General features: G+C 59.6%; 25 protein-coding genes and 1 pseudogene. 16 read left to right on the top strand and 10 right to left on the bottom strand.

The features are described 5' to 3' along the window. The first annotated feature begins 68 nt into the window (after positions 1 to 68). Positions 69 to 1,256 carry a Na+/H+ antiporter NhaA gene (gene nhaA / locus RHM68_RS05975; RefSeq protein ID WP_322220989.1) on the top strand — a complete coding sequence of 396 codons (1,188 nt, stop codon included), beginning with the start codon at positions 69 to 71 and terminating at the stop codon, positions 1,254 to 1,256. Between the two features lie 66 nt (positions 1,257 to 1,322). Here the strand turns inward: nhaA and RHM68_RS05970 are convergent, their stop codons facing one another. Beyond that, positions 1,323 to 1,787, bottom strand: a complete 465-nt coding sequence (locus RHM68_RS05970) for a glycine zipper 2TM domain-containing protein (protein ID WP_322220988.1) — start codon at positions 1,785 to 1,787, stop codon at positions 1,323 to 1,325. Between the two features lie 167 nt (positions 1,788 to 1,954). Between RHM68_RS05970 and RHM68_RS05965 the strand changes: the two genes are divergently transcribed. Further along, a complete protein-coding gene (locus RHM68_RS05965; RefSeq protein ID WP_322220987.1) occupies positions 1,955 to 2,191 on the top strand; it encodes a hypothetical protein in 237 nt (78 codons plus the stop codon). Between the two features lie 5 nt (positions 2,192 to 2,196). On the opposite strand, the gene pdxH is transcribed toward RHM68_RS05965, so the two are convergent. The 5 genes and pseudogenes from pdxH to dinG all read right to left on the bottom strand — a co-directional run bounded on the left by pdxH (position 2,197) and on the right by dinG (position 10,125). Next, the gene (gene pdxH, locus RHM68_RS05960) at positions 2,197 to 2,844 is read right to left on the bottom strand and encodes a pyridoxamine 5'-phosphate oxidase (RefSeq protein WP_322220986.1); all 648 of its coding nucleotides are present in this window, start codon (positions 2,842 to 2,844) and stop codon (positions 2,197 to 2,199) included. A gap of 23 nt (positions 2,845 to 2,867) precedes the next feature. Continuing rightward, the gene (locus tag RHM68_RS05955) at positions 2,868 to 4,070 is read right to left on the bottom strand and encodes an OmpA family protein (RefSeq protein WP_322220985.1); all 1,203 of its coding nucleotides are present in this window, start codon (positions 4,068 to 4,070) and stop codon (positions 2,868 to 2,870) included. 114 nt (positions 4,071 to 4,184) lie between these two features. After that, positions 4,185 to 5,329: pseudogene (locus tag RHM68_RS05950) on the bottom strand (serine hydrolase domain-containing protein). Positions 5,330 to 5,479: 150 nt separating this feature from the next. Beyond that, on the bottom strand, positions 5,480 to 7,885 hold the full coding sequence (locus RHM68_RS05945) for a beta-agarase (RefSeq protein WP_322220984.1): 2,406 nt from the start codon (positions 7,883 to 7,885) through the stop codon (positions 5,480 to 5,482). Positions 7,886 to 7,980: 95 nt separating this feature from the next. Continuing rightward, positions 7,981 to 10,125, bottom strand: a complete 2,145-nt coding sequence (gene dinG, locus RHM68_RS05940; RefSeq protein ID WP_322220983.1) for an ATP-dependent DNA helicase DinG — start codon at positions 10,123 to 10,125, stop codon at positions 7,981 to 7,983. Positions 10,126 to 10,224: 99 nt separating this feature from the next. Between dinG and RHM68_RS05935 the strand changes: the two genes are divergently transcribed. Next, on the top strand, positions 10,225 to 10,689 hold the full coding sequence (locus tag RHM68_RS05935) for a CopD family protein (protein ID WP_322220982.1): 465 nt from the start codon (positions 10,225 to 10,227) through the stop codon (positions 10,687 to 10,689). 48 nt (positions 10,690 to 10,737) lie between these two features. Here RHM68_RS05935 and RHM68_RS05930 read toward each other — a convergent pair whose 3' ends face one another. Both RHM68_RS05930 and RHM68_RS05925 read right to left on the bottom strand, forming a co-directional pair. Then, entirely contained in the window at positions 10,738 to 11,496 is a 759-nt protein-coding gene (locus tag RHM68_RS05930) for a collagen-like protein (protein ID WP_322220981.1), read from the bottom strand. Further along, positions 11,489 to 11,767, bottom strand: a complete 279-nt coding sequence (locus RHM68_RS05925) for a DUF1145 domain-containing protein (RefSeq protein ID WP_322220980.1) — start codon at positions 11,765 to 11,767, stop codon at positions 11,489 to 11,491. The genes RHM68_RS05930 and RHM68_RS05925 overlap by 8 nt, the downstream gene beginning before the upstream one ends. A gap of 378 nt (positions 11,768 to 12,145) precedes the next feature. On the opposite strand from RHM68_RS05925, the gene RHM68_RS05920 reads away from it, so the two are divergent. Genes RHM68_RS05920 through RHM68_RS05905 form a run of 4 tightly spaced genes read left to right on the top strand, consistent with a single transcriptional unit; the run spans position 12,146 to position 13,877 of the window. Beyond that, entirely contained in the window at positions 12,146 to 12,643 is a 498-nt protein-coding gene (locus tag RHM68_RS05920; RefSeq protein ID WP_322220979.1) for a DUF6231 family protein, read from the top strand. 4 nt (positions 12,644 to 12,647) lie between these two features. Beyond that, a complete protein-coding gene (locus tag RHM68_RS05915) occupies positions 12,648 to 13,124 on the top strand; it encodes a YchJ family protein (RefSeq protein ID WP_322220978.1) in 477 nt (158 codons plus the stop codon). Positions 13,125 to 13,161: 37 nt separating this feature from the next. Beyond that, the gene (locus tag RHM68_RS05910; protein ID WP_416195226.1) at positions 13,162 to 13,662 is read left to right on the top strand and encodes an LEA type 2 family protein; all 501 of its coding nucleotides are present in this window, start codon (positions 13,162 to 13,164) and stop codon (positions 13,660 to 13,662) included. A gap of 5 nt (positions 13,663 to 13,667) precedes the next feature. Beyond that, positions 13,668 to 13,877 (top strand): SEC-C metal-binding domain-containing protein, encoded by a 210-nt coding sequence (locus tag RHM68_RS05905; RefSeq protein ID WP_122837732.1) that lies wholly within the window; start codon positions 13,668 to 13,670, stop codon positions 13,875 to 13,877. 67 nt (positions 13,878 to 13,944) lie between these two features. Here RHM68_RS05905 and RHM68_RS05900 read toward each other — a convergent pair whose 3' ends face one another. Next, positions 13,945 to 14,502 carry a cysteine hydrolase family protein gene (locus tag RHM68_RS05900; protein WP_322223702.1) on the bottom strand — a complete coding sequence of 186 codons (558 nt, stop codon included), beginning with the start codon at positions 14,500 to 14,502 and terminating at the stop codon, positions 13,945 to 13,947. A 144-nt stretch (positions 14,503 to 14,646) separates the two neighbouring features. Here RHM68_RS05900 and RHM68_RS05895 point away from each other — a divergent pair, with 144 nt between their 5' ends. From RHM68_RS05895 to RHM68_RS05880, 4 genes are all read left to right on the top strand, one after another. After that, positions 14,647 to 15,291 (top strand): glutathione binding-like protein, encoded by a 645-nt coding sequence (locus RHM68_RS05895; RefSeq protein ID WP_322220977.1) that lies wholly within the window; start codon positions 14,647 to 14,649, stop codon positions 15,289 to 15,291. Between the two features lie 131 nt (positions 15,292 to 15,422). Beyond that, entirely contained in the window at positions 15,423 to 17,876 is a 2,454-nt protein-coding gene (locus RHM68_RS05890; RefSeq protein ID WP_322220976.1) for a penicillin acylase family protein, read from the top strand. A gap of 141 nt (positions 17,877 to 18,017) precedes the next feature. Continuing rightward, entirely contained in the window at positions 18,018 to 19,052 is a 1,035-nt protein-coding gene (locus RHM68_RS05885) for a ligase-associated DNA damage response exonuclease (RefSeq protein WP_322220975.1), read from the top strand. After that, on the top strand, positions 19,049 to 20,737 hold the full coding sequence (locus RHM68_RS05880) for an ATP-dependent DNA ligase (RefSeq protein WP_322220974.1): 1,689 nt from the start codon (positions 19,049 to 19,051) through the stop codon (positions 20,735 to 20,737). The genes RHM68_RS05885 and RHM68_RS05880 overlap by 4 nt, the downstream gene beginning before the upstream one ends. A 93-nt stretch (positions 20,738 to 20,830) precedes the next feature. Here the strand turns inward: RHM68_RS05880 and RHM68_RS05875 are convergent, their stop codons facing one another. Continuing rightward, the gene (locus RHM68_RS05875; RefSeq protein WP_322220973.1) at positions 20,831 to 21,178 is read right to left on the bottom strand and encodes a hypothetical protein; all 348 of its coding nucleotides are present in this window, start codon (positions 21,176 to 21,178) and stop codon (positions 20,831 to 20,833) included. Between the two features lie 1,209 nt (positions 21,179 to 22,387). On the opposite strand from RHM68_RS05875, the gene RHM68_RS05870 reads away from it, so the two are divergent. From RHM68_RS05870 to RHM68_RS05850, 5 genes are read left to right on the top strand one after another with little or no spacing between them, the layout of a single operon-like run. Further along, positions 22,388 to 23,170, top strand: a complete 783-nt coding sequence (locus RHM68_RS05870) for a transporter substrate-binding domain-containing protein (RefSeq protein WP_322220972.1) — start codon at positions 22,388 to 22,390, stop codon at positions 23,168 to 23,170. Between the two features lie 57 nt (positions 23,171 to 23,227). Further along, positions 23,228 to 23,956, top strand: a complete 729-nt coding sequence (locus RHM68_RS05865) for an ABC transporter permease (RefSeq protein WP_322220971.1) — start codon at positions 23,228 to 23,230, stop codon at positions 23,954 to 23,956. Then, positions 23,953 to 24,663 (top strand): ABC transporter permease, encoded by a 711-nt coding sequence (locus tag RHM68_RS05860; protein WP_322220970.1) that lies wholly within the window; start codon positions 23,953 to 23,955, stop codon positions 24,661 to 24,663. Before RHM68_RS05865 ends, RHM68_RS05860 begins: the two co-directional genes overlap by 4 nt. 27 nt (positions 24,664 to 24,690) lie before the next feature. Then, positions 24,691 to 25,809, top strand: a complete 1,119-nt coding sequence (locus tag RHM68_RS05855; RefSeq protein ID WP_322220969.1) for a succinylglutamate desuccinylase/aspartoacylase family protein — start codon at positions 24,691 to 24,693, stop codon at positions 25,807 to 25,809. Positions 25,810 to 25,822: 13 nt separating this feature from the next. Then, positions 25,823 to 26,587, top strand: coding sequence for an ABC transporter ATP-binding protein (locus tag RHM68_RS05850; protein ID WP_322220968.1), 765 nt, complete (start codon positions 25,823 to 25,825; stop codon positions 26,585 to 26,587). Positions 26,588 to 26,608: the final 21 nt, after the last annotated feature.

The following is a 26,608-nucleotide window of genomic DNA, read 5'->3' as shown; positions in this document are numbered from 1 at the left end:
TTTGTTTTAACAACTAACGACACAGGTTAGGGTGTGCCACCTTTTAAATTCATTAATGGAGAGTGACCTTGCCTCTGCGTAGCACTTTCACGCGCTTCTTTCAGTTAGAGGCTGCCAGCGGGCTTTTACTGATCGCCGCTGCCACCCTGGCTCTGATTATCAACAATTCGTCGCTGTCGTGGCTGTACAGCAGCTTTCTCGACACGCCGGTGGTGGCGCAAATTGGCGCGCTGCAAATCGCCAAACCGGCGCTGCTGTGGATCAACGACGGGCTGATGGCCTTGTTTTTCCTGCTGATTGGGCTGGAAGTGAAACGCGAAGTCCTCGACGGTCAATTGTCAAAGCCCTCGCAGATCGTCCTGCCCGGCGCCGCCGCGATTGGCGGCATGGTCGTGCCGGCATTGGTCTACTGGTTCTTGAACCGTGACAACCCGGCAGCCCTCGGCGGCTGGGCCATCCCGATGGCCACCGACATCGCCTTCGCCCTCGGCGTACTCGCCTTGCTCGGCAAGCGGGTGCCCGTGTCGCTGAAACTGTTCCTGATGACCCTGGCGATCATTGACGACCTTGGCGCCATCATCGTCATCGCGATTTTCTATTCCGGCACCCTCTCGACCTTGTCGCTGGCACTGGCTGGGGCCTGCATCGTGGCGCTGATTGCGATGAACCGGCTCGGCGTCATCAAGCTCGGCCCCTACCTGATCATCGGTATGATCCTGTGGGTGTGTGTACTCAAGAGCGGTGTCCACGCGACACTGGCCGGCGTGACCCTGGCTTTTTGCATTCCGCTGCGAACCAAAAATGCTGAGCCCTCGCCGCTGATGACCCTGGAACACGCCCTGCACCCCTGGGTGGCTTATGGCATCTTGCCGCTGTTCGCCTTCGCCAACGCCGGCCTGTCCCTAAGCGGCGTGACCCTGGAAAGCTTCACCCACCACGTGCCGATGGGTATCGCGGTCGGCCTGCTGCTGGGCAAGACCGTCGGCGTCTTTGGCCTCACCTGGCTGGCGGTAAAAATCGGCATCGCCGCCCTGCCCCAAGGCGCCAACTGGGGGCAGGTGCTGGGCGTCGCCATCCTCTGCGGCATCGGCTTCACGATGAGCCTGTTTGTCGGTTCACTCGCGTTTGAGCCCGGCGTCAGTGACTACGCAGGCATGGATCGCATGGGCATTCTCACAGGTTCAATTCTGGCGGCACTGATCGGTTACGCGGTAACCGCAGCGGCGAGTCGCAAGAAGGGACTGCCCGCGGCTTAGCCAGACCATAAACATAAAAAACCCCGACCAGTGACCTGATCGGGGTTTTCTTTTATCTGCCTGCGTTTAGTGCGAAACGCGGCTCGTACCACCAACAGTGGAAATCCGTACCCGCTCGCCAACGCGGAACACTTCATTCTCCTGAACCTGCTGCACATAGGCGCGCATGCTGCCGTCGTCTTCGCGCACAGTGATTTCAACACCCTGGGTGCGGGTCAAGCCTTCTTCAGCGGCTGAACCGACAAAACCACCCGCCACGGCACCAATCACCGCTGCAACGACACTGCCACGACCGCCGCCGATTGCGCTGCCACCGACACCACCGACCACAGCACCGGCGACGCTGCCGATAGGGGTCTTGGTACCTTCGATTTTCACTGGGCGCAGGGATTCGATGGTGCCCATACGAATCGTCTGCACGCGACGCGCTTCGTCACGGGAGTAGGAGTCACCGGTCAGGCTGGATTGGCAGCCAGTGAGCAACATCGCCATCGTGGAAAAGGAAGCAACCAGCAGAACAGACTTACGCATAGCATCAAACTCCAAAGGACAAGTAATCATTAAACTCCGCAGCTTGACACCTGTCACGGCGTCGCCCGGATAAAAGTGTTTTCATTCAGGCCCAGTACAGGCGCCTCGGAACTCACCGAACAGTAGCGGCAAATGACAAAAACTGCGCTGCCACCACCAGGATTTTCATGGACTACTTCATCATTTTGATCACGACCGTTGCCGGTTTGTACTTCCACGGATGGCTGTACGTGCGGATCAAACGCTGGATGGACCGTGATCTTGCATTGGCGCTGGCCGGCGGCGACGAAGCGAAGAAAGCCTTCATGCTTCAGCAACTGGCGAACGCTCAAGCACAGAAAATCAAGCGTCGTGACCTGCCGCAATGGCTTGAAGCCGCCGCGGCAGGTTACATCGTCCGGTAGACCGCTCAGGGTGCCAGGCGTTCAAGAATCCACTCGGCACCTTGCAGCCGGTAATTAAGGCGATCATGCAGACGGCTCGGGCGGCCTTGCCAAAACTCGATGCGCTCCGGCAGCAAACGATAACCGCCCCAGTGTTCGGGGCAATCAGGCTGGGTGTCGCTGAAACGCAGCTCGGTAGCCTTGAGCAGGTTTTCCAGTTCTTCACGGCCGGCGATCACCCGGCTCTGGGGCGACGCCCACGCACCGAGCCGACTGCCCAGAGGCCGGACCTGATAGTACGCATCAGACTCCGCCGGCGAAACCTTCACCACACGACCTTCAATACGCACCTGACGCTCAAGGCTCGGCCAGAAAAACGTCATGGCGGCGAACGGATTCGCCACCAGGTGTTGGCCTTTGGCACTTTCGTAATTGGTGAAGAAGGTGAATCCCTGCTCGTCCAGGCCCTTGAGCAGCAGAATCCGGCAGTGCGGCCGACCGTCCTGATCAACAGTGGCCAAGGTCATGGCGTTGGCCTCTACCGGCGCCTGTTCAGTGCTCACCGCATCGGCGAACCACTGGTGGAACAGCGCAAACGGCTCGGCCGGGGCTTGCGCCTCGCTCAGGCCGTCGCGGGTGTAGTCGCGACGCATATCAGCCAGGGCCTGGGTCATGGCGCACTCCTTGGGGTTGAAGATCAGTTTTTCGCGGCATCCGTTGCTGCCACTTTCTTCGTATCAGCATCAGCGTTGGCCGGCGCTGCTTTCTTCGCAGGCGTTGCCGCTTTGGCTGGCGCTTTCTTGGCTGGAGCCTTGGCAGCAGGTTTTTTTGCCGCTGCTTTTTTAGTGCTGGAAGCAGCCGCTTTCTTGGAGACTGGCGCAGGTTTCGCCGCGGGCTTGACGTCCTGGACCGCCACCATGGTTACTGGGGCCTGAGACGGCACGCTGTACTTGCTCAGCAACGCCAGCATGGTGTTTTGAGGAGTAACCAGCAGTTCCACGCGACGGTTCAAGGCGCGGCCTTCAGCGCTGTCATTGGCTGCACGCGGGTTCTCGCCGCCCATGCCACGCAGTATCAAGCGATCATGCTGCAAACCGCTGAGACGGAAGATCGCCGCGACCGACTGGGCGCGTTCCTGGCTCAGTTTCTGGTTTTCCGGACCGACGACCTGGGTATCGCCATGACCAAGAATCAGCACTGAGGTCTTTGGATCGACTTCAAGGACTTTCGCAACGCGGGTGAAAGGACCCAGGGTGGCCGGCAGCAGCATGTTCGGACGTTTAGGGTTGAACGAGCCATCCACCGGGGCCGTCACCACCAGCACGTTTTCGCGGCGCTCAAGTTTCAGGTTGCTGTCCTTGATCGCTTCACGCAGACGCGGCTCATAGTCGTCAAGCCAGGCTTGGGTGATTTTCGGGTCCGGCATCGGTACAACCTTGGCCGCGCTCTGGTCCTTGGCAGCGCTCTGGTCCTTGGCGCCGAACGGCCACCACCATTTGGCACCCGCGTCGGCGTCGGCCTTGGCGACTGTAGTCGGCTGGGCGGCAGGTTTGACGTCCGGTTTGGCGGCTGCGGCAGGCGTTACGGCAGATTTGCCGTCCGGCGTTGCAGCCACCTTGTTGGCCGCGGCATCAGAACCGAACGGCCAGTACCAATGAGTCGCGCCTTCGCTGGCAGCAACCGGCGCGGTCGCGGCAGGTTTCAACTGGGCCGGGGCGGGAGCAGCGGCAGCGGCAGCGGCAGGTGCCGTAGAAGGCGCAGCAACAGAATCTTTGGTCGCCACTTTGTCGGAAGAGCCGAACTGCCACCAGCGGCTGCCTTCGGCGTCATTTTGCGGAGTCTGTGCACAACCTGTGATAGCGAAGCACACTGCCAAAGCGAGGGTTTTGTTGTATGACATTGGAGTTCCACAAAATGAAGTAATGAACAATCAGGCCCACATCAGGCCGCCTAAACAGACGCTTTGAATCCAAAAAAGTTACGGAATTCCCGCGTAGGAAATTTCTGAAAATCTTTACAAACAGGTAGCAAGAACCCGCACCAGCGATTGCGCGCGCGGATCCATCAAGACGTAGGGTCCAAGGGTATTTGTCACAAAACCAAAAGCAACATCATGTTCCGGATCAGCAAAACCGATGGAACCGCCAGCGCCCGGATGACCGAATGCCCGTGGGCCGAGGCCGAAAGTGGCGTTCGGTACGTCCGGTTGATCGAGCATGCAACCCAGGCCGAAACGGGTCTGGGTCAATAAAGTCTTGTCTTCGCCCACGCTGTGTTCACGGGTCAGCTCGTCAAGCATGTCGCTTTCCAGCAGGCTACCATCCAGCAATCCGGCATAGAAACCCGCCAGACTGCGCGCATTTCCATGGCCGTTGGCCGCCGGTTGTTGCATCCGCCGCCATTGCGGTTTGTTGGTGCTGGTCATGATAGACGGCGGGTTGGTAAACGCCCGAGTGGTCATGGCCGTCGGCTCGCGCATCATCACGTGCAGCAAGCGCTGGGCGGCTGCGTCGCCGACGTTGCCCTTGCCCCTGGCGATATGCGCCACGCGATAGAACTCTTCGTCAGCCAGACCGACATGGAAGTCTAGCCCTAACGGCTTGGCGACCCGCGCCATAATCGATTCACCCGGTCCGCGACCATCGGCCCGACGCAGCAACTCGCCTACCAGCCAACCGTAGGTGATGGCCGCGTAACCGTGGCCTTCACCGGGGGTCCACCAAGGTGCTTCGGCGGCCAGCGCCTCGACCATGATGGGCCAGTCATAAAGAGCCTCGGGGGCCAACAACTCACGCAGCGCTGGCAGACCCGCCTGATGGCAGAGCAATTGGCGCAGGGTCACGGCCTCTTTGCCCGCCGCCGCGAACTCAGGCCAGTAGCGAGCGACCGGAACATCCAGTTGCAGCTTGCCTTCGGCCACCAATTGCAAAGCCGTCACCGCAGTGAACGTCTTGGTACAGGAGAACAGGTTAGCGATCGTGTCGCTGTGCCAGGCCTCGGTGCCATCCTTGTCGGCGGTGCCGGCCCAGAGATCAAGCACCACTTCCCCCCCACCTGAATGCACAAGGCTGCACCGCGCTCCTGAGGATCGTCGAACAAGGCGGCAAAGGCTTCGCGCACGGCTTCGAACTTAAGCTCGTAATGACCCTGAATCTGCACCCGCAATGCCCCCCTGAATTAACGCGCTACACCTCGGCACGCATTGTTCCAGCCCTTGAGGGTTTTGGGAACAGGGCCGTGCCGGGCGGTCGCCTAATGAATTGATCAGAACCGTTGTGTAACAAGCTCACGCCGCGGGTTAAGCGGCGATCAGTGGCCATTACCGGAGTGCCCACCGGCATGGTCGCTGCCATGCCCCGCGCCTTTGCCGGCATCGCCTTTTCTGCCACCCTGCGCGTCGTGGGCGGCTTTATCCGCCTCGACCTTGGCCTTCTCGGCCTCTTTGCCGAGTTGATCGATGGCCAGCAAGTTGCTTTTACGCACGCTGTCGACGAAGCCTTGGAACGGCAGGTCCGTCACACCCACCAAACCAAAGTGACCGTTCTCGCCATCCAGCAGTCGACCGGTGACGGGTTGATCGAGGTACTGAAACCAATGCACGCCGACAATCGAGGGTTCGCTCATCGCCTGTTTGAGGAAATTGGCATAAGCGGGGCCACGATCTTCTTCCTTGGCCAGTTGCGTCACGCCGCCCCAAAACGGGCCACGGTCAGCCGAACCGAAGTTGAACTCAGTGATCAGCACCGGCTTGTCCAGGCTGCGCAATGCCGCAAAGTCGTAACCATCCTGAGGTTGCAGGGTGTACATGTTGAAGCTCAATACGTCGCAAAAGCGCGCGCAGGACTCAACGGCTTCCGGGGTGCTGGTTGCAAACCGGCCGCCCAGCAACAACTGGTTCGGCGCATGCCATTTGAGTGAGTCGGAGAGGGTCTTGAAATAGGTGTCGGCGAAGACCTTCTGGAAATATTTGAAGTCAGCCTCGATTTCCGGGTGCTCAGCACTTGGCAGCGGCGGTACAAAGCCCGGGTCTTCCATCAGCTCCCACGCAGGCAAGTCGATACCCCAGGCTTTCGAGAGCCCCGCCTGGTTGCGGTACTTGTCACGCAGTTGCTTGAGGAATGCACGTTTGGCCGGCACGTCCGTCGTCATTTTCAAGGTGCCATACGCCAGCGCATAGCGAGACTTCGGGTCATCGCCAGGCCCGGCCCAGGCCAATTCGTTGTCGGCGAAGTAACCGATCAACCATGGATCGTCGCGGTGATCCCGAGCCGCGATGGCCACGGCACGTTCAGTGGCCATGGCAAACCGCGGATCGAACGGGTCAGGCATGCCACCCCACCAGTCCGAACCGGTGCTGATGCTCGCGTAATCGCCGACGATCGACAGCGGCAAGGTGTAAGGCACTCGGTCCGCGTTGCCCAGCACTGGAGCACTCCAGTTACCGAGGGTGTTGAAACCCCAGGCTTGCAGGCGATCCAGGGTATGAATGGCCCAGCGCTTTTCGTCGACAGCCTCAGGATTGCATGGCGCGGCGGCCGGTTGTTCGACGGTTTGTGCATCCGCTTTTGCGGCTTCGGCGACGCCGGCCTTGGTTTCACTGCCAGCCACACAAGGCTGGCCATTGAGGCGTTGCAAGTTGGCGCCGTAAAAGTCGTACCAGCGACCGGCGTTGTAGCCACGGCCCTGATCGGCCCCATTACCGCTGCGGTTGTCGCCCTCGCCATAGTGGCTGGCCAGCGGCTCGCCGGGTTTTGGCAGCGCGTCGAACATCCATTCGCGACCGGCGATGTAGGTCTGGTTGACGTCAGGGGCGACGGTGTTCACGCCTAACGAATAAAACGGATGACCTTCGGGCGTCACCAGGTACCAGCGACCGTCGCGTTTCTCGGTGCGGAAGAAGCCGCTGGCCTTGAAGGCCGGGCCTTTATTCCAACCACCAAATGTGTCCAGAGACGATTTCTCGCGCTCCGCCAGCCAGATTTTCAACTGTTGCTGCTCTTTGGCGGCGGCGGCTTTGAGTTGTTCGTCGCTGCTGATTTTCTCTGGCCATTTGGCCCGGGTCGATTGACCGTAAGCGTCCACAAGAGCGCCATATGCTGCTTGGGTCACAGCCTCGCCGTCTTGCACGCCGAAGCGCTCCAGCAAGATATGCTGGGCGACTTTCGGCTGATCCATCGACAGGGTCACCGACACCACTTGACTGCGGTCCAGTTCACCGGCGCTGCTGGTCAGTAATACGCGCTGACCGTCAAACATCATCGGCATCGGCGGCCCGGCTTTCATCCCCAGGCGCAACGGCGACGAGGCAATCAACGGCACCAGCAAGGTTTGCGCAGGACCCGCCGGCAGATCGACGCGGCTGGCCAGGGTCTTGCCATCGCTGCTCTGGATTTTCACATACAGGGTGACGGCCCAGCTCATCGCGCTCTGGACACGCAGGGTCATGACGCCCGACTGCGACCAGTCCCAGACGCCGGTTTGCGGGGTCAAGCGCAAAGTCGGCTGGGCTACAGGGTTGAACGTAACACGGCGTAGCACTTCGCCTTCGGCCGTTTGTTCGGCATTGGATTGCGGCAAACTGGTGTCCTGGGTCACCACCTGAACCACGTCGGCGGGGCGTACAAAGTTGAACAGCGTCTGCTGCCCTGCGGGAGCGGCCAACAGGGGCGTTGCGAACAACAAGGTCAATACAGCAGGCAACGAACGGCGAATCATAAGAACGAAGTTCTCCCTAAAGACCAACAATGGCCAGCGGAAAAGCGATGGCAGAGAGATAGACAACGGGTTGGGCAAAATTGCCCAGCCCTGTGTCAGGAAATTTCACGTCGAAATGGCGGCAACGCATTGAGGATGGCCTTGCCGTAACGGGCCGTGACCAGACGCCGGTCGAGTAAGGTGATAGTGCCGCGGTCCTCTTCGGTACGCAGCAAGCGACCGCAAGCCTGGACCAGTTTCAGCGAGGCGTCCGGCACCGAGATTTCCATGAACGGATTGCCGCCCCGGGCTTCGATCCACTCGGCCAACGCGGCTTCTACCGGATCGTCGGGCACCGAGAATGGAATTTTGGCGATGACCACGTGCTCGCAATACGCGCCAGGCAAGTCCACGCCCTCGGCGAAACTGGCAAGGCCGAACAGCACACTGGAATCGCCGCCATCGACCCGAGCCTTGTGCTTGTTCAGGGTTTCCTGTTTTGACAGGTTGCCTTGAATGAACACTTGTTTGCGCCAGTCTCGGTCCAGGCCATCAAATACGTCCTGCATCTGCTTGCGCGAGGAGAACAGCACCAGCGTGCCTCGCGACCCTTCGACCAGACCCGGCAGGTCGCGAATGATGGCCGCGGTGTGGGCCGGCGCATCCCGGGGATCGGCTTTGAGGTCAGGCACCCGCAACACGCCGGCATCAGCGTGATGAAACGGACTCGGCACCACCGCCGTCACGGCTTTTTTTGGCAACCCGGCACGCATGCGAAAGCGGTCGAAAGTGCCCAGCGCCGTCAGGGTGGCCGAGGTCACCAGCGCGCCATAGGCCACGTTCCACAGGTTACGACGAAGCATTTCCGCAGCCAGGATCGGGCTCGCGTTGACCTCGATATCGAACAGCGAGCCGCTTTCGGCCAAGGTCAGCCAGCGGGCCATGGGCGGACTGTCTTCCGGGTCTTCGACGGTGAAGGCGGTCCACAACTCCCAATTGCCCGAAGAGCGCGACAACAAACTGCCGAACAATGGATACCACTCTTCGGCCTGGTTGCTGGCGATGCCAATGTTGACCTCGCCGTCCATGCCTTCCTTGAGCAGTTCGGTGAGGCGGGTGAACAGATCGGTCAGGCGGGCGAAGGCTTTTTTCAGCTCAATGCCCATCTCGCGCATGTGCTCGGGAATCACTCCGCCGACGAAGCGATGACGCGGCCGCTCACGGCCTTCAACGTCTTCACCCGGTTTGAAATCGGCGACCTGCTCGCAGGCAGTGAACATGAACTGTTGCTGGGTCTTGATCTCTCGCGCCAGTTCCGGCACTTGTTCGATCAGCTTGCCCAAATCGCCCGGCAACGGGTGCTGGGCCAGCAGTTTGGTGAGGTTCTTGGCGGTGGTTTCCAGCCAGTCGGCGGTGGAGCGCAGGCGCGTGTAGTGGGCGAAGTGACCGATTGCCTTGTCTGGCAAGTGGTGGCCTTCGTCGAACACATAAATGGTGTCGCGCGGATCCGGCAGCACAGCGCCGCCGCCCAGGGCCAGGTCGGCCAGTACCATGTCGTGGTTAGTGACGATCACGTCAACCTTGCCCATGCCTTCGCGTGCCTTGTAGAAGGCACACTGGCCGAAGTTCGGGCAATGACGGTTGGTACATTGGCTGTGATCAGTGGTCAGACGCGCCCAATCAGCGTCTTCCAGAGCGGTGGACCAGCTGTCGCGGTCGCCGTCCCACTTATTACCGGCGAGCTTCTCGATCATGCTGGTGAACAGCTTCTGGCTGGCTTCATCGACCTCGATCTTGAAGCCTTCTTCTTCGAAAAGCTGCGCAGTAGCGGTTTGTGCGTGGCCTTCCTGGAGCAACATGTCAAGTTTGGACAGGCACATATAGCGCCCACGGCCCTTGGCCAGCGCGAAGCTGAAATTCAGCCCGCTGTTGCGCATCAGGTCAGGTAAATCCTTGTAGACGATTTGTTCTTGCAAGGCCACGGTGGCCGTGGCGATCACCAGACGCTTACCGGCGGCCTTGGCGGTAGGGATCGCCGCGAGCGCGTAAGCCACGGTTTTGCCCGTACCGGTGCCGGCTTCCACCGCGACAATCGCAGGGTCGCCACTGCGCCGACCTTCGTCGTCGGTGTCGATGGCACCGAGGACTTTGGCGATTTCAGCGATCATCAGACGTTGGCCGTAGCGCGGCTTGAGGCTCTTGGCTTCGAGAAAACGCGTATAAGCGCCCTGGATCGTGGTTTTGAGTTCGGTGCTGATCATGGATTGTCGGGCGCAAAAAACGCTGGATAAATTTTCAGTGGTTCGGATCGGCCGCTATCATACCCCGCTAATTAATCCCGCGCAGAACGGAGTACCTCAATGACCGCCTTTAGCCTGGTTTATACCCTGCATGTCCTGTCAGCCCTAGTGTGGGTGGGCGGCATGTTTTTCGCCTGGATGGTGTTGCGTCCCGCAGCGATGAGCGCCCTGGAAGGTCCCGCTCGGCTGAAGCTGTGGGTAGAAGTGTTTCAAGGTTTTTTCCGCTGGGTCTGGGTCGCCGTGGTGCTGTTGCCGATCAGCGGTGTGGGCATGATTCATCTGCAATATTCAGGTTTCGAGGCAGCGCCACGGTACGTGCAAGTAATGATGGGCTTGTACATCGTGATGACCGCGCTGTTTATACGGATTCAGGCGTTGCTGCTGCCGGAGTTGCGCACCGCCGTGATGGCGCAGGACTGGCCAACCGGTGCGGCTGTGCTCGGGAAAATTCGCCGACTGGTGGGGATCAATCTGATTGTCGGGCTGGTGTTGGTGGCGATTGCCGCGGCTCGGCCGATGTTCTGAAACGGATGAGGGGGTCATGCCCCCCTCGCCGTAGACGCTCGGCAATGCTTAAAACCGCTGAATAGTCACCGAACCCGCTGCACCGACAGGCCCTGGCTGGCCGTCAAGGCCTGGGCGTCCGCTTTTTGCGCCGTCAGTTTTGTACACGAAACAGCCCTTGGCCTTACCGCCAGCCCCCGGCTTGCCACCCGGCCCTGGCAAGCCGCCCGCACCGCCCGCGACCTGGACGGCGATGCGCTCTGCCGGGTAATCGCGAGGCACTTGGAGCCGAACCAACGCACCCGGCGCACCCGACTGACCATCAGTACCGTTGCTGCCATCGGCACCATGACCGGCCTGGCCCCACGTGCAGCCAGGCTCCTGACCATTGGCGCCGTCGAGTCCAAAGAACCCCGGCGTACCGGCGCCGCCTCGTGCATCGACAGTCAGTTGCGCAGCTTTCAGCACCTTGAACTGCACATTGAGGTTACGCCCGGAACGCGCGGCCTTGAGGTAAGTCCCCGGTGCGCCGCGAGCGGTAATCAGGCTGCCTTCGGACAACTCGGCGCGCTCGACTTTCAATTCCAGAGGCTGCTCGCTCGGCACAATCGCAATCCGTGCCTCACGGCCGAGGCGCAATTCGCCGACTGTCACCTCGGTCACGTTCGAGGGAATCAGCAGCGTGCCGTAATCGGCCACTTCCAGGCGTTCCAGTTGCAAGGTGCTGGCGGTGTTAGGCAACCGCATCAAGGAGTTGGTTTCAACACTCACCACTTGGGCACAGGCTAATGGACTGATGAGCGCAGCGAGCAGACACAGTTTACGCATGGGAAGCCTCCGGTACGGCCGGGGCCGGGATGGTTTGCAAATGGAAAATGCCGACAAAGAGTGTTTGCAGACGATCTCGCCAAGGGTGGGCGCGACCTTTGAAGCGGCCGTTGAACAGCAGCAGTTCCAGAAGATGGATAAGCAGTAAGAGGCCGCCGGCCAGATTGACCAACGAGTGCAACGGTTTGACAAACGGAATTAGCACATTGACCAGCACTACCAGCCAGAACAGCCATGTGAGCGCCTTCCCCAGCCCCCAGAACACTTTCATACAACCTCCCCCTGCAACATTATTCTTTGCGCGCACAGTACCGGCTTCAACGCGAGATAAGCCAGAGGACAATGCAAAATTCTTCTGCCGCAGCTCGAATGAACGCCGCTGCGCCGACAATCATCGCCCAATGGCTCTAGATCAAGGGTTAACGTCCTGCGTCAACGGTTGAAGTGCAATATCACAGGGCGGCTTTTTCACCGCGCTCGCAGCGCCTGGTTGCCAGCCGTCTGCGGGTTTGGCATTGACCACAGACACCCGCACCAACCCACTGCTGTTTTACCCCGTATTCACGGTGCCTTGGCCCTCTGCGAGAAACAGGCGCTAGGCCCCGCTCTTCGAGCAAGCTAGTCTTGGCGTTCTGATTGAGGATCTTCGATGATTGCAGGTATTTCTCCGCGCACGCCCCAGCAAGCACTGGCCGCCTTGCTTGATCGCTACGCCCCCGCACGCCTGTTGCTGATTGGCGCCAGCGAGTTCCCCGCGCTTGAGGCCTTCAAGCTCGCACACCCCGACAGTTGCGTCGCCTTTGCGGCGCCTGGCGCATTGCCCCAAGCACTGGCGGCACAGCGCTTTGATCTGGCGCTGGTGGTCGATTGTCTGGAGCACTTGCCCAAACGCGATGGCCTGAACCTGCTTGGCGGCATCCGCAACCTCAACGCCAGTCGCATCGCGGTCCTGGCGGACTTGCAGGCCAGTGGTTGGCTGGAGACGGATTTTTTCTCCCTGGCCCTGCAAGCGAGCGAACGTTTCCAGCGCGACGATCAGGTGCTGACCCTGTTCACCTATGATTTGCTGGACTATAAACAGGTGCCGGACTGGCTTAATTCCAGGTTTTGGGCCAATCCGGAAAACTTCGGGAAATATTGGTGGTAACGCAATGAGTACATCCATTTGCCCTTGCGGCAGCGGCACGCTGCTCGATGCCTGCTGCGGCCATTACCATGCCGGGCACCCGGCGCCGTGCGCCGAAGCCTTGATGCGTTCGCGCTATAGCGCTTATGTGCTGGGGTTGGTGGATTACTTGGTGGCGACCACCCTGCCCGCCCAGCAGAAGGGCCTTGATCGCCAATCCATCAGCGACTGGAGTTCGCAAAGCACTTGGCTAGGCCTGGAGGTGGAAAGCTCCGAGGTATTCGGCGGCCAGCCGGAACATGCTTTCGTCACCTTCACCGCGCGCTGGCACGACAGCACCGGTGAGCACAGCCACCGCGAGCGTTCCTCCTTTGTGCAAAACGCGGGGCACTGGTACTTCATCGACCCCACCGTGCAACTCAAGTCCGGGCGCAACGAGGCATGCCCCTGTGCGAGCGGACAGAAATTCAAGAAGTGTTGTGCGGGGTATTTTGGCAGTTGATTTGAGCACAAAAGATCGTCAAGGGAGAAACACCACCATGCTCAGTCTGCGCCAAGCTCTTCAGTACCGAGCACTGCCTGTGCTCACGCTGTTCATATTCATGAGCCTGGGCGGCTGCGCGTCCTGGTTCAGTGACGACGAGCCGGACCCGCAGGTGTACCTGGTCAAGGTCGAGGTCATAAGGGCCAAGCTGCTGGAGCAAAGATTCCTGCTGCACTTTCGCGTCGACAACCCCAATGACAGCGACCTGACTGTGCGCAGTCTCGATTACAGCATTCACGTAGGCGATATTCTGCTGACCGAAGGCGAGCACGAACACTGGTTTACCGTGGGTCCCAAACGCAGCGCCTATTTCAAGGTGCCGATCCGCACCAACCTGTGGCCCCAGGTTCGGGGGCTGGTGAAACTGCTGAAAAATCCCGACCAACCCATCCCTTATCGCCTGGAGGGAACGCTGGAGACCGGTCTATTCATCGCGCACTACGTGCACGTGGCGCGCAATGGCGTGATAATCACCGCCGATTTAATTCCGGAGTGACCCGCATGACCCAGCAACCGCATGTCCATGGCCCTGACTGCAACCACGATCATGACCAACACGACCACCATGATCACGACCATGGCCATGTCCACGGCCCGAACTGCGGCCACGCGCACCAGGAACCGGTGCGTAACGCGCTGAAAGATGTCGGCCGCAACGACCCTTGCCCTTGCGGCAACGGCAAGAAATTCAAAAAATGCCACGGCGCTTGAGGCTTCGGGCGAAGATCTGCTTCGCCGGTTGAATCGCCTTCGCGAGCAGGACGGCTTGCACCGGGTTTCAGCCTGCGGCGATGATCTGTGCGGTACAGGTGACCGTCGCATATTCGCCGTGCAGGTTGGCCAACGACATGGCATGCACGTCCTCGGCTGAACGGGCGGTGCCGAAAAAGTCGGCCTTGTCGAAGGTAAAGCACGCATCCTCAACCACCCATGACTCAAACCCGAGATTACCGGCCGTTCGCGCCGTAGACTCCACCGAGTTATGGGTGGCGACGCCCACAATGATCAATTGATCGATGCCCACCGTGCGCAAGCTGACCTCCAGCCCTGTCGCACAAAATGCGTCCGGCACTTTTTTCTGAATCAGTTGTTCTCCGGCTAACGGCTGGAAACGTTGCTGAAACTCCACACCCGATTGCTCTGGCCAGAACACCGACTCCGGTGATCGGGAGAGGTGTTGCACGTGAATCACTGGCCGTCCGGTCAGACGCCAATGACTCAGCAATTCGAGCATGTGCGTTTCAGCCTGAGGATTGTTTCGGCGACCCAATTTAGGATTCAGGATGCCTTTTTGCTGATCGATGATGATCAACGCCGCGTTGGTCTTGAGCTCCATGCTGACTTTTCTCATGTCGAGTCATTGAATTTCGCACACTTGAGCATCACCTTTTCTCACAGGCAAGCCCTACGGTAAAACAGGACGACCTTATGCCTGCGGCTGCTGTCAGTATTGAACGACGCCTATTTCCTGGAGCACGCCATGATTGATCTGTATTACTGGACCACCCCCAACGGCCACAAAATCTCGATTTTTCTTGAAGAGGCCGGCCTCAAGTACGACGTACACCCGGTCAACATCAGCCAAAACGAGCAGTTCAAGCCTGAATTCCTGAAAATCTCGCCGAACAATAAAATCCCAGCCATCGTCGATCACGAACCGGCCGACGGCGGTGCGCCGTTATCGCTGTTTGAATCCGGGGCCATTCTGCTGTATCTGGCGGAAAAAACCGGCCAGTTCCTGCCCAAAGACCTGCGCGCACGCCAGCAAGTGTTGCAGTGGCTGTTCTGGCAAATGGGCGGTTTAGGACCTATGGCGGGGCAGAATCATCACTTCAGCCAGTTTGCCCCGGAAAAAATCCCTTACGCGATCAAGCGCTACATTGATGAAACGGCGCGCCTGTACGGCGTGCTCGACAAGCAACTGGCGAACAATGCCTTCGTGGCCGGCGGTGAATACAGCATTGCCGACATGGCGATCTATCCGTGGATCGTTTCCCACACGTGGCAGAGTCAGAACCTGGATGATTTCCCGAATGTGCTGCGCTGGTTCAACCACATCAAGGAGCGGCCGGCGACGGTGAGGGCGTATGCCATCGCCGCGCAGGTCAACCCACCCAAGTCCTGACCGATTGTCACTGATCGCTCCCCCGTGGAGCGATCACTGTGAAGAAATAACCCCGCCGCCGCTTGCGCGGCCACCTCCTGCTCACTAACGTAGCGCCTTTATTGCATCACCACCCCCGCAGGAGCTTTGCCATGGCCTCGCCAGCCCTTATACATTTTATTCCCCGGTTCGGCGTTGCCGCAGCAGTGGCCAGTGTTTTGAGCCTGACCGGTTGTCAGACCTGGAACACACAGGACACCCTCCCGCCGTCCTCCGGCGTGCAGCCGCTCAAGGGTCTGGCGCAAAACGTGTCGGTGCGACGCAACGCCATGGGTATGCCGCTGATCGAAAGCAGCAGCTTCCACGACGCCCTGTTCACCCTCGGCTATGTCCACGCCAGCGACCGCATCACCCAGATGGTGACCATGCGCCTGCTCGCCGAAGGGCGCTTGGCAGAGATGTCCGGCCCCGATCTGCTCGACGCCGACCGCTACATGCGCGCGGTCAACTTGAAGAAAAGCGCGGGCGAGCTGTACAAAGCCTCTTCGCCACGCCTCAAGCGCTTCTTCGAAGTCTATGCCAGGGGCGTCAACGCTTACTTGTTCCGCTACCGCGACAAGCTTCCGCCAGACCTCGCGGCCACCGGTTACAAACCTGAATACTGGCAACCGGAAGATTCGGCGCTGATTTTCTGCCTGCTGAACTTCAGTCAATCGGCCAACCTGCCGCAAGAGATTTCCTCGCTGGTGCTGGCCCAAACGGTCAGCACCGACAAACTGGCGTGGCTGACCCCGTCCGCCCCCGACGAAAAACTGTCCATGGGCGAGGCGCAGAAGCTTCAGGGCATCAAGCTCAGTGGGCAAGTTCCGGGGCTGGCGCAACTCAGTAAAGCCACCGGCCAACTGTCCGATCTGAATCTGCTGGGTTCCACCTCATCGAACAACGTGGCCATCGCACCGCAACGCAGCCGTAGCGGCAAAAGCCTGCTGGCCAGCGACAGCCACGGCCCGATGGGCGTGCCGGCGTTGTGGAGCTACGTACAGATTCGCGCACCGAAATACCAGGCCGCCGGGGTGTCGATTGCCGGCCTGCCGATGGTGCTCGGTGGCTTCAACGGCAAAGTGGCGTGGAGCATGACCGCGGTGATGGGTGACAACCAAGACCTGTTCCTGGAAAAAATCAAACGCCAAGGCAACGGTCTTTCCTACGAAAGCAGCGGCGGCAAATGGCAGCCGGCCATGGTTCGTAACGAAACCTACTTCGTCAAAGGCCAACGGCCGATTCGCGAAGCGGTGTACGAAACCCGCCACGGCCCACTGCTCAACAGCGCTCAGGGCCTGACGCTGGCCAATGGTTTCGGCCTGGCGTTACAGACGCCGAGCTTCACCGATGACAAAACCCTGGACGCTTTTTTCGATTTGTCCCGGGCACAGAATGTCGAGAAAGCATCGGACGCCAGTCGTGAAATACGCGCCATTGCCCTGAACCTGGTGTTTGCCGACGCCAGCCACATTGGCTGGCAGGTCACCGGTCGCTACCCGAACCGCCGTGAAGGCGAAGGCCTGCTGCCCTCGCCGGGCTGGGAAGGTCGCTACGATTGGGACGGTTACGCCGATCCGATGCTCCACCCGTATGACCAGGACCCGACCCAGGGCTGGGTCGGCACCGCCAACCAGCGGGTCATTCCCCATGGTTACGGTATGCAGTTGTCCAACTCTTGGGCGGCGCCGGAGCGTGGCGAGCGCTTGGCCGAGCTGGCCGGCGCGGGTAAGCACGACAGCCGTAGCCTGATTGCCATGCAATACGACCAGACCACGACATTTGCGGCCAAGCTGAAAAAAATGTTCGAAGCACCGGGCATGGCTCAACCGCTGAAGCAAGCCATCGAAGCGCTGCCCGCAGCTGATCGGGCCAAGGCTCGGGAAGCCTACACGCGTTTGATGGCGTTCGACGGCAAGCTCAGTTCGACGTCCGCCGATGCGGCAATCTATGAGCTTTTCCTGCAAGAAAGCATGAAACAGATTTTCCTCGACGAACTGGGCCCGGAAAACAGCCCGACGTGGAAAGCGTTCATTGCCAACGGTTCGTTGTCCTACTCAGCGCAGGCAGATCACTTGCTCGGTCGCGAAGACAGCCCGTTCTGGGATGACAGTCGAACCCCGAACAAAGAAGACAAACCAACCATCCTCGCCCGTAGCCTGGCCGCAGCGATCAGCGCAGGCGACAGCCAGTTAGGCGGCGATCACAACGCCTGGCAGTGGGGCAAGTTGCACCGTTACGAGTGGAAGAATGCCAGCGGCCAGACCGTGCGCGGCCCCGTGCCGGCCGGCGGCGACCACACCACGCTGAACACGGCGGCATTCGCCTGGGGTCAGGATTTCAACACCCTAAGGGTGCCGTCCATGCGCTTTATCGTCGACTTCGGCCAGGCCGAACCGCTGATGGGCCAGAACGGCACCGGTCAATCCGGCAACCCGGCCAGCCCAAACTACCTCGACAGCATCGATCCGTGGCTTAAAGGGCAGTACCTGAGTTTGCCGATGCAGCCGCAGAATTTTGACAAGGCGTATGGCACGACACGGTTGACGCTGGTGCCCGGCAAGTAACCTTCCACGCCCGAAGTGCCATCACCAAGGTGGAGCGAGCCAGCTCGTTGCACCTTGGAATGTCGCTCACCTGACATTTGCATAGAACTTCTCACCCCGCCCAAACCTCATAGCTAACAAGCCCTCCCTTCTGGTAACAGCATGGACCTTGTTATTGCGCGCCCCGAAGGCCTGTATTGCCCCGTCGGGGACTTCTATATCGATCCGTGGCGCCCCGTCGAACGCTCGATCATCACCCACGCGCACGGCGACCATGCTCGCACCGGTCATGCTCATTACCTGGCGGCCGCCCCCGGCGAAGGGATTCTGCGTGCGCGACTGGGTCAGGACATCAACCTGCAAACCCTGGCATATGGCGAGCGGTTGCTGCACCACGGCGTCACCCTGAGTTTTCACCCAGCGGGCCATGTCCTGGGCTCGGCGCAGGTGCGCCTGGAATACGGTGGCGAAGTCTGGGTCGCCTCGGGGGATTACAAAATCGAGCCCGACGGCACCTGCACACCGTTCGAACCGGTGCGCTGCGATACCTTCATCACCGAATCGACGTTTGGGCTGCCGATCTATCGCTGGCAGCCTCAGGCGCAGATCTTTTCCGAGATCAATCAGTGGTGGCAGGCCAACGCCGCCGTGGATAAAACCAGCGTCCTGTTCTGCTACTCCTTCGGCAAGGCTCAGCGAATTCTGCACGGCATTGATGCCGGCATCGGCCCCATCCTGGCGCACGGGGCGGTAGAACCGCTAAACCGGGTGTATCGCGATAGCGGCGTTTACCTGCCGCCCACGCTCTATGCCGGCGACGTGAAAAAGAGCGATCCGATGATGCGCAAAGCGTTGGTGATTGCCCCGCCCTCGGCGGGTGGCAGTAACTGGATGCGCCGTTTCGGCGACTACAGTGATGGCTTCGCCAGTGGCTGGATGCGCTTGCGCGGCACGCGTCGCCGACGCGGTGTCGACCGCGGGTTTGTACTGTCGGACCATGCCGACTGGCCCGGTTTGCTCTGGGCCATCGAACAGACCGGCGCCGAGCGGGTTATGGTCACTCACGGTTCGGTCGGCGTATTAGTGCGCCACTTGCTCGAGCAAGGTCTGGATGCGCAAAGCTTCAGCACCGAATATGGCGATGATGAGGAAGACCACGCCGCCGTCGAACCGGAACGCGTCGAGGGGGCGTCATGAAGGCCTTTGCCGAGTTGTATGCAGAACTCGACGCCACCACCTCAAGCAACGCCAAACTGGCGGCGATGCAACGCTACTTCGCCCAGGCAGCCGCACACGATGCGGCCTGGGCGGTGTACTTTTTGTCTGGCGGACGCCCTCGACAACTGGTGCCGGTGCGTAGGCTGCGGGAGTTCGCCGTGGCGTCGTCCGGACTCTCGCCGTGGCTGTTCGAGGAGAGTTATCAGGCGGTCGGCGATCTGGCGGAAACCATCTCGCTGGTACTGCCCGAAGCGCCTCACACTTCAACTGACGGGTTGGCCGTGTGGCTCGAGGACAAACTGCTGCCGCTACGCGGTGAGTCGCCAGAACACCTGGCCCGGAGACTGCCCGAACTGTGGTCGCAACTGGACCGCCAGAGCCTGATGCTCTGCATCAAACTGATCACCGGCAGCTTTCGGGTCGGGGTCTCGAAGTTGCTGGTCACCCGTGCGCTCGCCGCCCTGGCCGGGCTCGACAGCAAACGGGTGGCGCAACGGTTGGTCGGTTACACCGACCTGTCCAACCGCCCGAGCGCCGCCAGTTACCTGAAACTGATCGCCCCTCAGTCCGACGACGAACATGCGCAACGGGGCGGTCAGCCTTATCCGTTTTTCCTCGCTCACGCGCTGCCGCAACCGGTCGAGCAATTTGACGCCCTGCTCGGCCCCGCCAGCCAGTGGCAAGTGGAATGGAAGTGGGACGGCATCCGCGCGCAACTGGTCAAGCGTGAAGGTCGGCTGTGGGTTTGGTCTCGGGGCGAAGAATTGATGACCGAGCGCTTTCCGGAACTGGACAGCCTGGTGCAGGGCTTACCTGACGGAACGGTGATCGATGGGGAAATCGTCGCCTGGAAAAGCCCCACGCCGGACACCGAGGATGCCTTCGACCCGCGTGCCCCGACATCCCCCGCCGTACTGCCCTTTGCTCTGTTGCAACAGCGGATTGGCCGTAAAACGCTGGGCAAAAAAGTCCTCGATGAGGTGCCTGTGGCGGTCCTCGCCTACGACCTACTGGAATGGCAAGGCGCAGACTGGCGCAACCAGCCGCAATCCACACGGCGCCTGCAATTGGAACAGGTCATCAGCGACTGCAATAACCCTGTGCTACTGGCCTCACCCGTGCTGACCGGCGAAGACTGGTTCGACCTTGCAACGCAGCGTGAGGCTTCGCGCAATCTGGGCGTCGAAGGCATGATGCTCAAGGCTCGCGATGCACGCTATGGCGTGGGCCGCACCAAGGACGTGGGCGTCTGGTGGAAATGGAAAGTCGAACCGTTCAGCGTCGATGCGGTGTTGATCTACGCCCAGCGGGGCCATGGCCGCCGGGCCAGCCTTTATAGCGATTACACGTTTGCCGTCTGGGACGGCCCACCCGATGCCAGCGAACGCTCGCTGGTGCCGTTTGCCAAGGCCTACTCCGGGCTGACCGATGAAGAAATGCGCCAGGTAGACGGCATCGTGCGTAAAACCACCGTGGAGAAGTTCGGGCCGGTCAGCAGTGTCAAACCGTCGCTGGTGTTTGAATTGGGCTTTGAAGGAATCGCCCTCTCCCGGCGCCACAAGAGCGGGATTGCAGTGCGCTTTCCAAGAATGCTGCGTTGGCGACAAGACAAGTCGGTCGAAGAGGCGGACAGCCTGGCAACGTTGCAGGATTTGCTGGGCTAAACCGACTTCTATCGCCAGAGCGCTCGCCCGCACCTGCATCGTCAAACCAGCCTTTAACACTGAGCATGTCCTACTGTTCAGCCAACCGTGATTTCACGTTGGCGTGCTGGGCGAAAACCGGCCCTTTCGCGCGCCCTGCGGATAAATCGAGCAGGTAGCTTGGTCGAGATAACCGCCATTTCGTACAAACCTGACCGTTTCATTGTTACGCCGACTGCGCATCCAGGTGATCCATTGCAGCAGTTCTTGATACCCCCGTTGTTCGATCAGCAATAAAAACTGTTCACGCCAACGGGTACTGGCCCCCATGCCTAGCCCGGAGCGCCGCTTCAAGTCCTGAATGCTTAGGCCATCCATCACCCCCTTAACGAAATCGACCCAGAGCTCAGTGCGGATCATGCCCACCAGAGGGGTCACCGACAGGATACAAAAGCAGGTCACGCAGGGCTCACACTTAAACTTCGGTCGAGCACCTTTGATTCGGTAAGTCTTTGTCCCCGCGCACTTGGGACACGTCGCGTGCTGAGCGCCCAACGTCGTCTCTATCCAAGTAACGACCGCCCGCTGTTGCTCTGCAATGTGCTCGGGCGGCTCCAGGTTTTCGCGGCTATGGCGTGTCACCCACCACTGGAGCAACTCAGGGCACTCCTCCTGCATTACGCTGCGGACCGCTCGGCCCCAAGTGAAATAGACTTTGTGATTGACGCCCAGACGAGACGTTACCTGGACGCTGGGCCAACCGGCCAATAAATAAACAGCAAACGTTGACCACAAATCCATCCGACTCATTTTTGCAAAAGGCGTGTTGCTCAGACAGTTGCAACTCTTGCGACAGGAACAGCAGTAATACCGCGTGAGGCGTTGTCCGCGACGGTTGTTGTGGGTCGTTATGTTGGTATTGCCGCACTGGGGGCAGTACCGCACGGGTAGATACGGCAATTGGTGCAGGTAACGAATCAAGCGACCCGCGTCGGCGCGCAAGTGCGCAGGCAGGCATACATCGTAATCCGGCAGATCTCCGTGTCCGGGGATCGGCAGCGAGGAAAGTGGGGGCATGTGTTCTTCCAAGACTGTTCCTTCAACAACGTCACAGTCACGTTGTTGAGGGTAATAAGCTTCGGGTTAGCGGGTGACATCCGGCTGACGCCAGCACCTTGAAATCGTAACGAACAGCGGGGATGTGCTGCGTGCAATGCGCCGCATTGGTCGACCCGGACATACGCTTTTCCTTAAAGCCCAGAGGACATGAAAGCGCGACGTCCAAACCGTCCATAGCCTGTGCTCGCGAAAGAGACGAGACGTTAGCAATGGGGGAAATGGATTGATGTAGGACTAATCCAGGAATTCTGTCTGAGCTTTCTGATTCTCAAAATCTTGCGTCGAAACGTGGATCGCTTCGGTCTTCGCAATGACCGACATAAACGGTGGTGCTCACACCCAACCAGGATGATGATTTGCACCGCTTCAGTGCGCGCTTTTGCGTATGCCCATTTTTGGGCGCGAATCCCCTCCGCGCCGTTCTTTAATTACCTTTTAAAACGCTTGTTCGGGACTATGGTTCGGAAATTGCTACTTTCATTAGGTCTTACGCTTTCCAGTAACAATAATTCTGCGCCACAAGCGCTCATATTGGTTTTTAGGGATTGAATAATGAAAAAAGCATTGCTGACCCTTTCTGCACTGGCGTTGTGCATGGCCGCTGGCTCCGCGCTGGCCAAGGAATACAAAGAATTGCGGTTTGGCGTTGACCCTTCCTACGCACCGTTCGAGTCCAAAGCGGCCGACGGCAGCCTGGTTGGCTTCGATATCGATCTGGGTAATGCGATCTGTGCAGAGCTGAAGGTCAAGTGCAAATGGGTCGAAAGCGATTTCGACGGCATGATTCCGGGCCTCAAAGCTAATAAATTCGACGGTGTGATCTCGTCGATGACCGTCACCGAAGCCCGCGAAAAAGTCATCGACTTCTCCAGCGAGCTGTTCTCCGGCCCGACATCCTTCGTGTTCAAAAAGGGTTCTGGCGTTACAACGGACATCGCGTCGCTGAAGGGCAAGAAGGTCGGCTACGAACAAGGCACCATCCAGGAAGCCTACGCCAAGGCCGTGCTGGACAAGGCTGGCGTAACCACTCAGGCCTATGCCAACCAGGACCAGGTCTATGCTGACCTGACCTCCGGTCGTCTGGACGCCTCGATTCAGGACATGTTGCAGGCTGAATTGGGCTTTTTGAAGTCGCCACAAGGCGCCGATTACGAAGTCAGCAAGCCGGTTAACGACCCACTGCTGCCAGCCAAAACGGCTGTCGGTATCTCGAAAGGTAACAAAGACCTGAAGGCACTCTTGGATAAAGGTATCAAAGCGTTACACGACGATGGCACCTACGCCACCATTCAGAAGAAACACTTTGGCGATCTGAATCTGTACAGCGGCAAATAATGCCCGGCGCCCATCTTGCGATGGGCGCTTTTTTCACACGGATCAGGTTGCTGATTTATGTTAGAAAACCTCTTACAAAACCTGGGGCTCTCAGCCTTCAGCCTCAAGGGCTTTGGTCCGCTGCTGATGCAGGGCACCTGGATGACCATCAAATTATCGGTACTGTCGCTGTTGGTGGCCGTGTTGCTCGGCTTGCTGGGCGCCAGTGCCAAGCTGTCAAAAGTCAAACTGCTCCGCGTACCGGCTCAGCTCTACACCACGCTGATTCGCGGCGTCCCCGACCTGGTGCTGATGCTGCTGATTTTTTACAGCCTGCAAACCTGGCTGACGTCTTTTACCGACTTCATGGAATGGGATTACATCGAGATCAACCCGTTCAGCGCCGGGGTCATCACCCTGGGCTTCATTTATGGTGCGTACTTCACCGAGACCTTTCGCGGGGCGATCCTCGCCGTGCCCAAGGGCCAGGTCGAAGCCGCCACGGCCTACGGACTCAAACGCGGGCAACGCTTTCGGATTGTGGTGTTCCCGCAAATGATGCGTTTTGCCCTGCCGGGTATCGGCAATAACTGGATGGTAATTCTCAAGGCCACCGCACTGGTCTCAATCATCGGCCTCGCGGACCTGGTCAAGGCAGCGCAGGACGCCGGTAAAAGCACCTACCAGCTGTTTTACTTCCTAGTGCTGGCGGCGCTGATTTATTTGCTGATCACCAGCGCCTCCAACTTCGTCCTGCGCTGGCTCGAACGCCGTTACGCCGCGGGTTCCAGGGAGGCAGTACGATGATTGAACTCTTGCAGGAATACTGGAAACCCTTCCTTTATACGGACGGTTACCACATCACCGGGCTGGCCATGACTCTGTGGCTCCTCAGTGCATCGATCTTCTTCGGTTTTCTGGTGTCGATCCCGCTGTCCATCGCCCGGGTTTCGCCAAACTTTTACATTCGCTGGCCGGTACAGTTCTACGCCTACCTCTTCCGGGGTACGCCGCTCTACATTCAGTTGCTGATTTGCTACACCGGGATCTACAGTTTGGCCGCCGTGCGTGCGCAACCGTTGCTCGACAGCTTTTTCCGCGATGCGATGAACTGCACAATCCTGGCGTTTGCGCTCAACACCTGCGCCTACACCACTGAGATTTTCGCCGGGGCGATTCGCAGCATGAACCACGGTGAAGTCGAAGCCGCCAAGGCCTACGGGCTAACGGGCTGGAAGCTGTATGCCTACGTGATCATGCCCTCAGCCTTACGCCGTTCGTTGCCGTATTACAGCAACGAAGTGATCCTGATGCTGCACTCGACCACCGTGGCGTTCACCGCGACCATTCCCGACATCCTCAAAGTGGCGCGGGATGCCAACTCGGCAACCTTCCTGACCTTTCAGTCGTTTGGTATCGCCGCGTTGATTTACCTGACCGTAACCTTTGCGCTGGTCGGCCTGTTCCGTCTCGCCGAACGCCGATGGCTAGCCTTCCTTGGGCCGACTCACTAGGTCTCTCTGCTTCAGGAAACAAACGAAATGCGCCACCAGATTCATGACCTGCTGGCCCCACTGCCGGGGACCGCACGACAGATCCACAGCTTCCACTTTGGCCCGACGTCGGCCAAAGGCAAGGTCTACATCCAGTCGTCCCTGCACGCCGACGAAATGCCCGGCATGCTGGTGGCCTGGCACCTCAAGTTGCGCTTGGCGGAGCTGGAAGCCGCCGGCCGTCTTCACAGCGAAATCGTTCTGGTGCCGGTCGCCAACCCGGTCGGCCTGGAACAAGTGCTGATGGACGTCCCGCTGGGCCGCTACGAGCTGGAAAGCGGGCAGAACTTCAATCGTTGGTTTATCGACTTGAGTGAAGAGGTCGGCAACCAGATCGAAGGCCAGCTCGGCGACGACCCGCAGCAAAACCTTGAGCTGATCCGCAGCAGCCTGCGCCATGCATTGGCTCGACAGAGCGCGGCCACGCAACTGCAATCGCAGCGCCTGACCCTGCAAAGGCTGGCCTGCGATGCCGCTATGGTGCTTGATCTGCATTGCGATTTCGAAGCCGTCGCTCACCTCTATACCACCCCCGACGCCTGGCCACAGGTTGAGCCACTGGCCCGCTACATCGGCGCCGAAGCCAGCCTGCTGGCCACGGACTCTGGCGGTCAGTCGTTCGATGAGTGCTTCACCCTGCTCTGGTGGCAGTTGAAAGAGCGCTTCGGCGAGCAGTTCGAGATTCCTCTGGGCAGCTTCTCGGTGACCGTCGAATTGCGCGGTCAGGGTGACGTCAATCACCCCTTGGCCAGCCTCGATTGCCAGGCGCTGATCGATTACCTGATCCACTTTGGCGCGATTTCCGGCGAACCGGCGCCATTGCCGCCACTGCCCTATCCCGCCACGCCGCTAGCCGGTGTCGAGCCGGTGACAACACCCGTGGGCGGCCTGCTGGTATTCACCGCGCTACCGGGGGAATACCTCGAAGCCGGACAAATGATCGCCGAAATAATCGACCCGATCCTTGACCACGTAACCCCTATTCATTGCGCCGCAGCCGGGTTGATGTATGCCCGTTCGTTGCGACGCATGGCCACTGCCGGCATGGTGATCGCCCACATCGCGGGCACCGAAGCCTATCGCAGCGGCTACCTACTTTCGCCTTGAGGATGCACGCCACATGTACAAACTGACCATCGAAGGCCTGCATAAAAGCTACGGCGATCATCAAGTGCTCAAAGGTGTTTCGCTCAAGGCCAAAACCGGCGACGTCATCAGCCTGATCGGCGCCAGTGGTTCGGGCAAAAGCACCTTTCTGCGTTGCATCAACTTTCTTGAACAACCCAACGACGGCGCCATGAGCCTGGATGGCAAGAACATCCGCATGGTCACCGATCGCCACGGCATGCACGTCGCCGACCCCGACGAACTGCAAAGGATTCGTACTCGTCTGGCCATGGTGTTCCAGCACTTCAACCTGTGGAGCCACATGACTGTGCTGGAAAATATCACCATGGCGCCACGCCGGGTGCTGGGTTGCAGCAAACAAGAAGCCGAGGAGCGTGCTCGACGCTACCTCGACAAGGTCGGTCTGGCCGCGCGCGTGGCCGATCAATACCCGGCCTTCCTTTCCGGCGGTCAGCAACAACGGGTAGCGATCGCTCGCGCCTTGGCGATGGAGCCGGAAGTCATGCTGTTTGACGAACCGACCTCGGCGCTGGACCCGGAGTTGGTGGGTGAAGTGCTTAGAGTCATTCAGGGCCTGGCCGAAGAAGGTCGAACCATGATCATGGTCACCCACGAAATGAGCTTTGCGCGCAAGGTCTCGAGCCAGGTGCTATTCCTGCACCAAGGGCGGGTGGAGGAAGAAGGCACCCCGGACGACGTGCTAGGCAATCCGAAAAGTGAGCGGCTCCAGCAGTTCCTCAGCGGCAACCTGAAGTAGAAATCCACAGCTACAAAAGCG

The sequence above is a fragment of the Pseudomonas sp. DC1.2 genome (genome assembly GCF_034351645.1).
GTDB lineage: Bacteria > Pseudomonadota > Gammaproteobacteria > Pseudomonadales > Pseudomonadaceae > Aquipseudomonas.
This window is presented reverse-complemented; position numbering and strand designations above follow the sequence as displayed.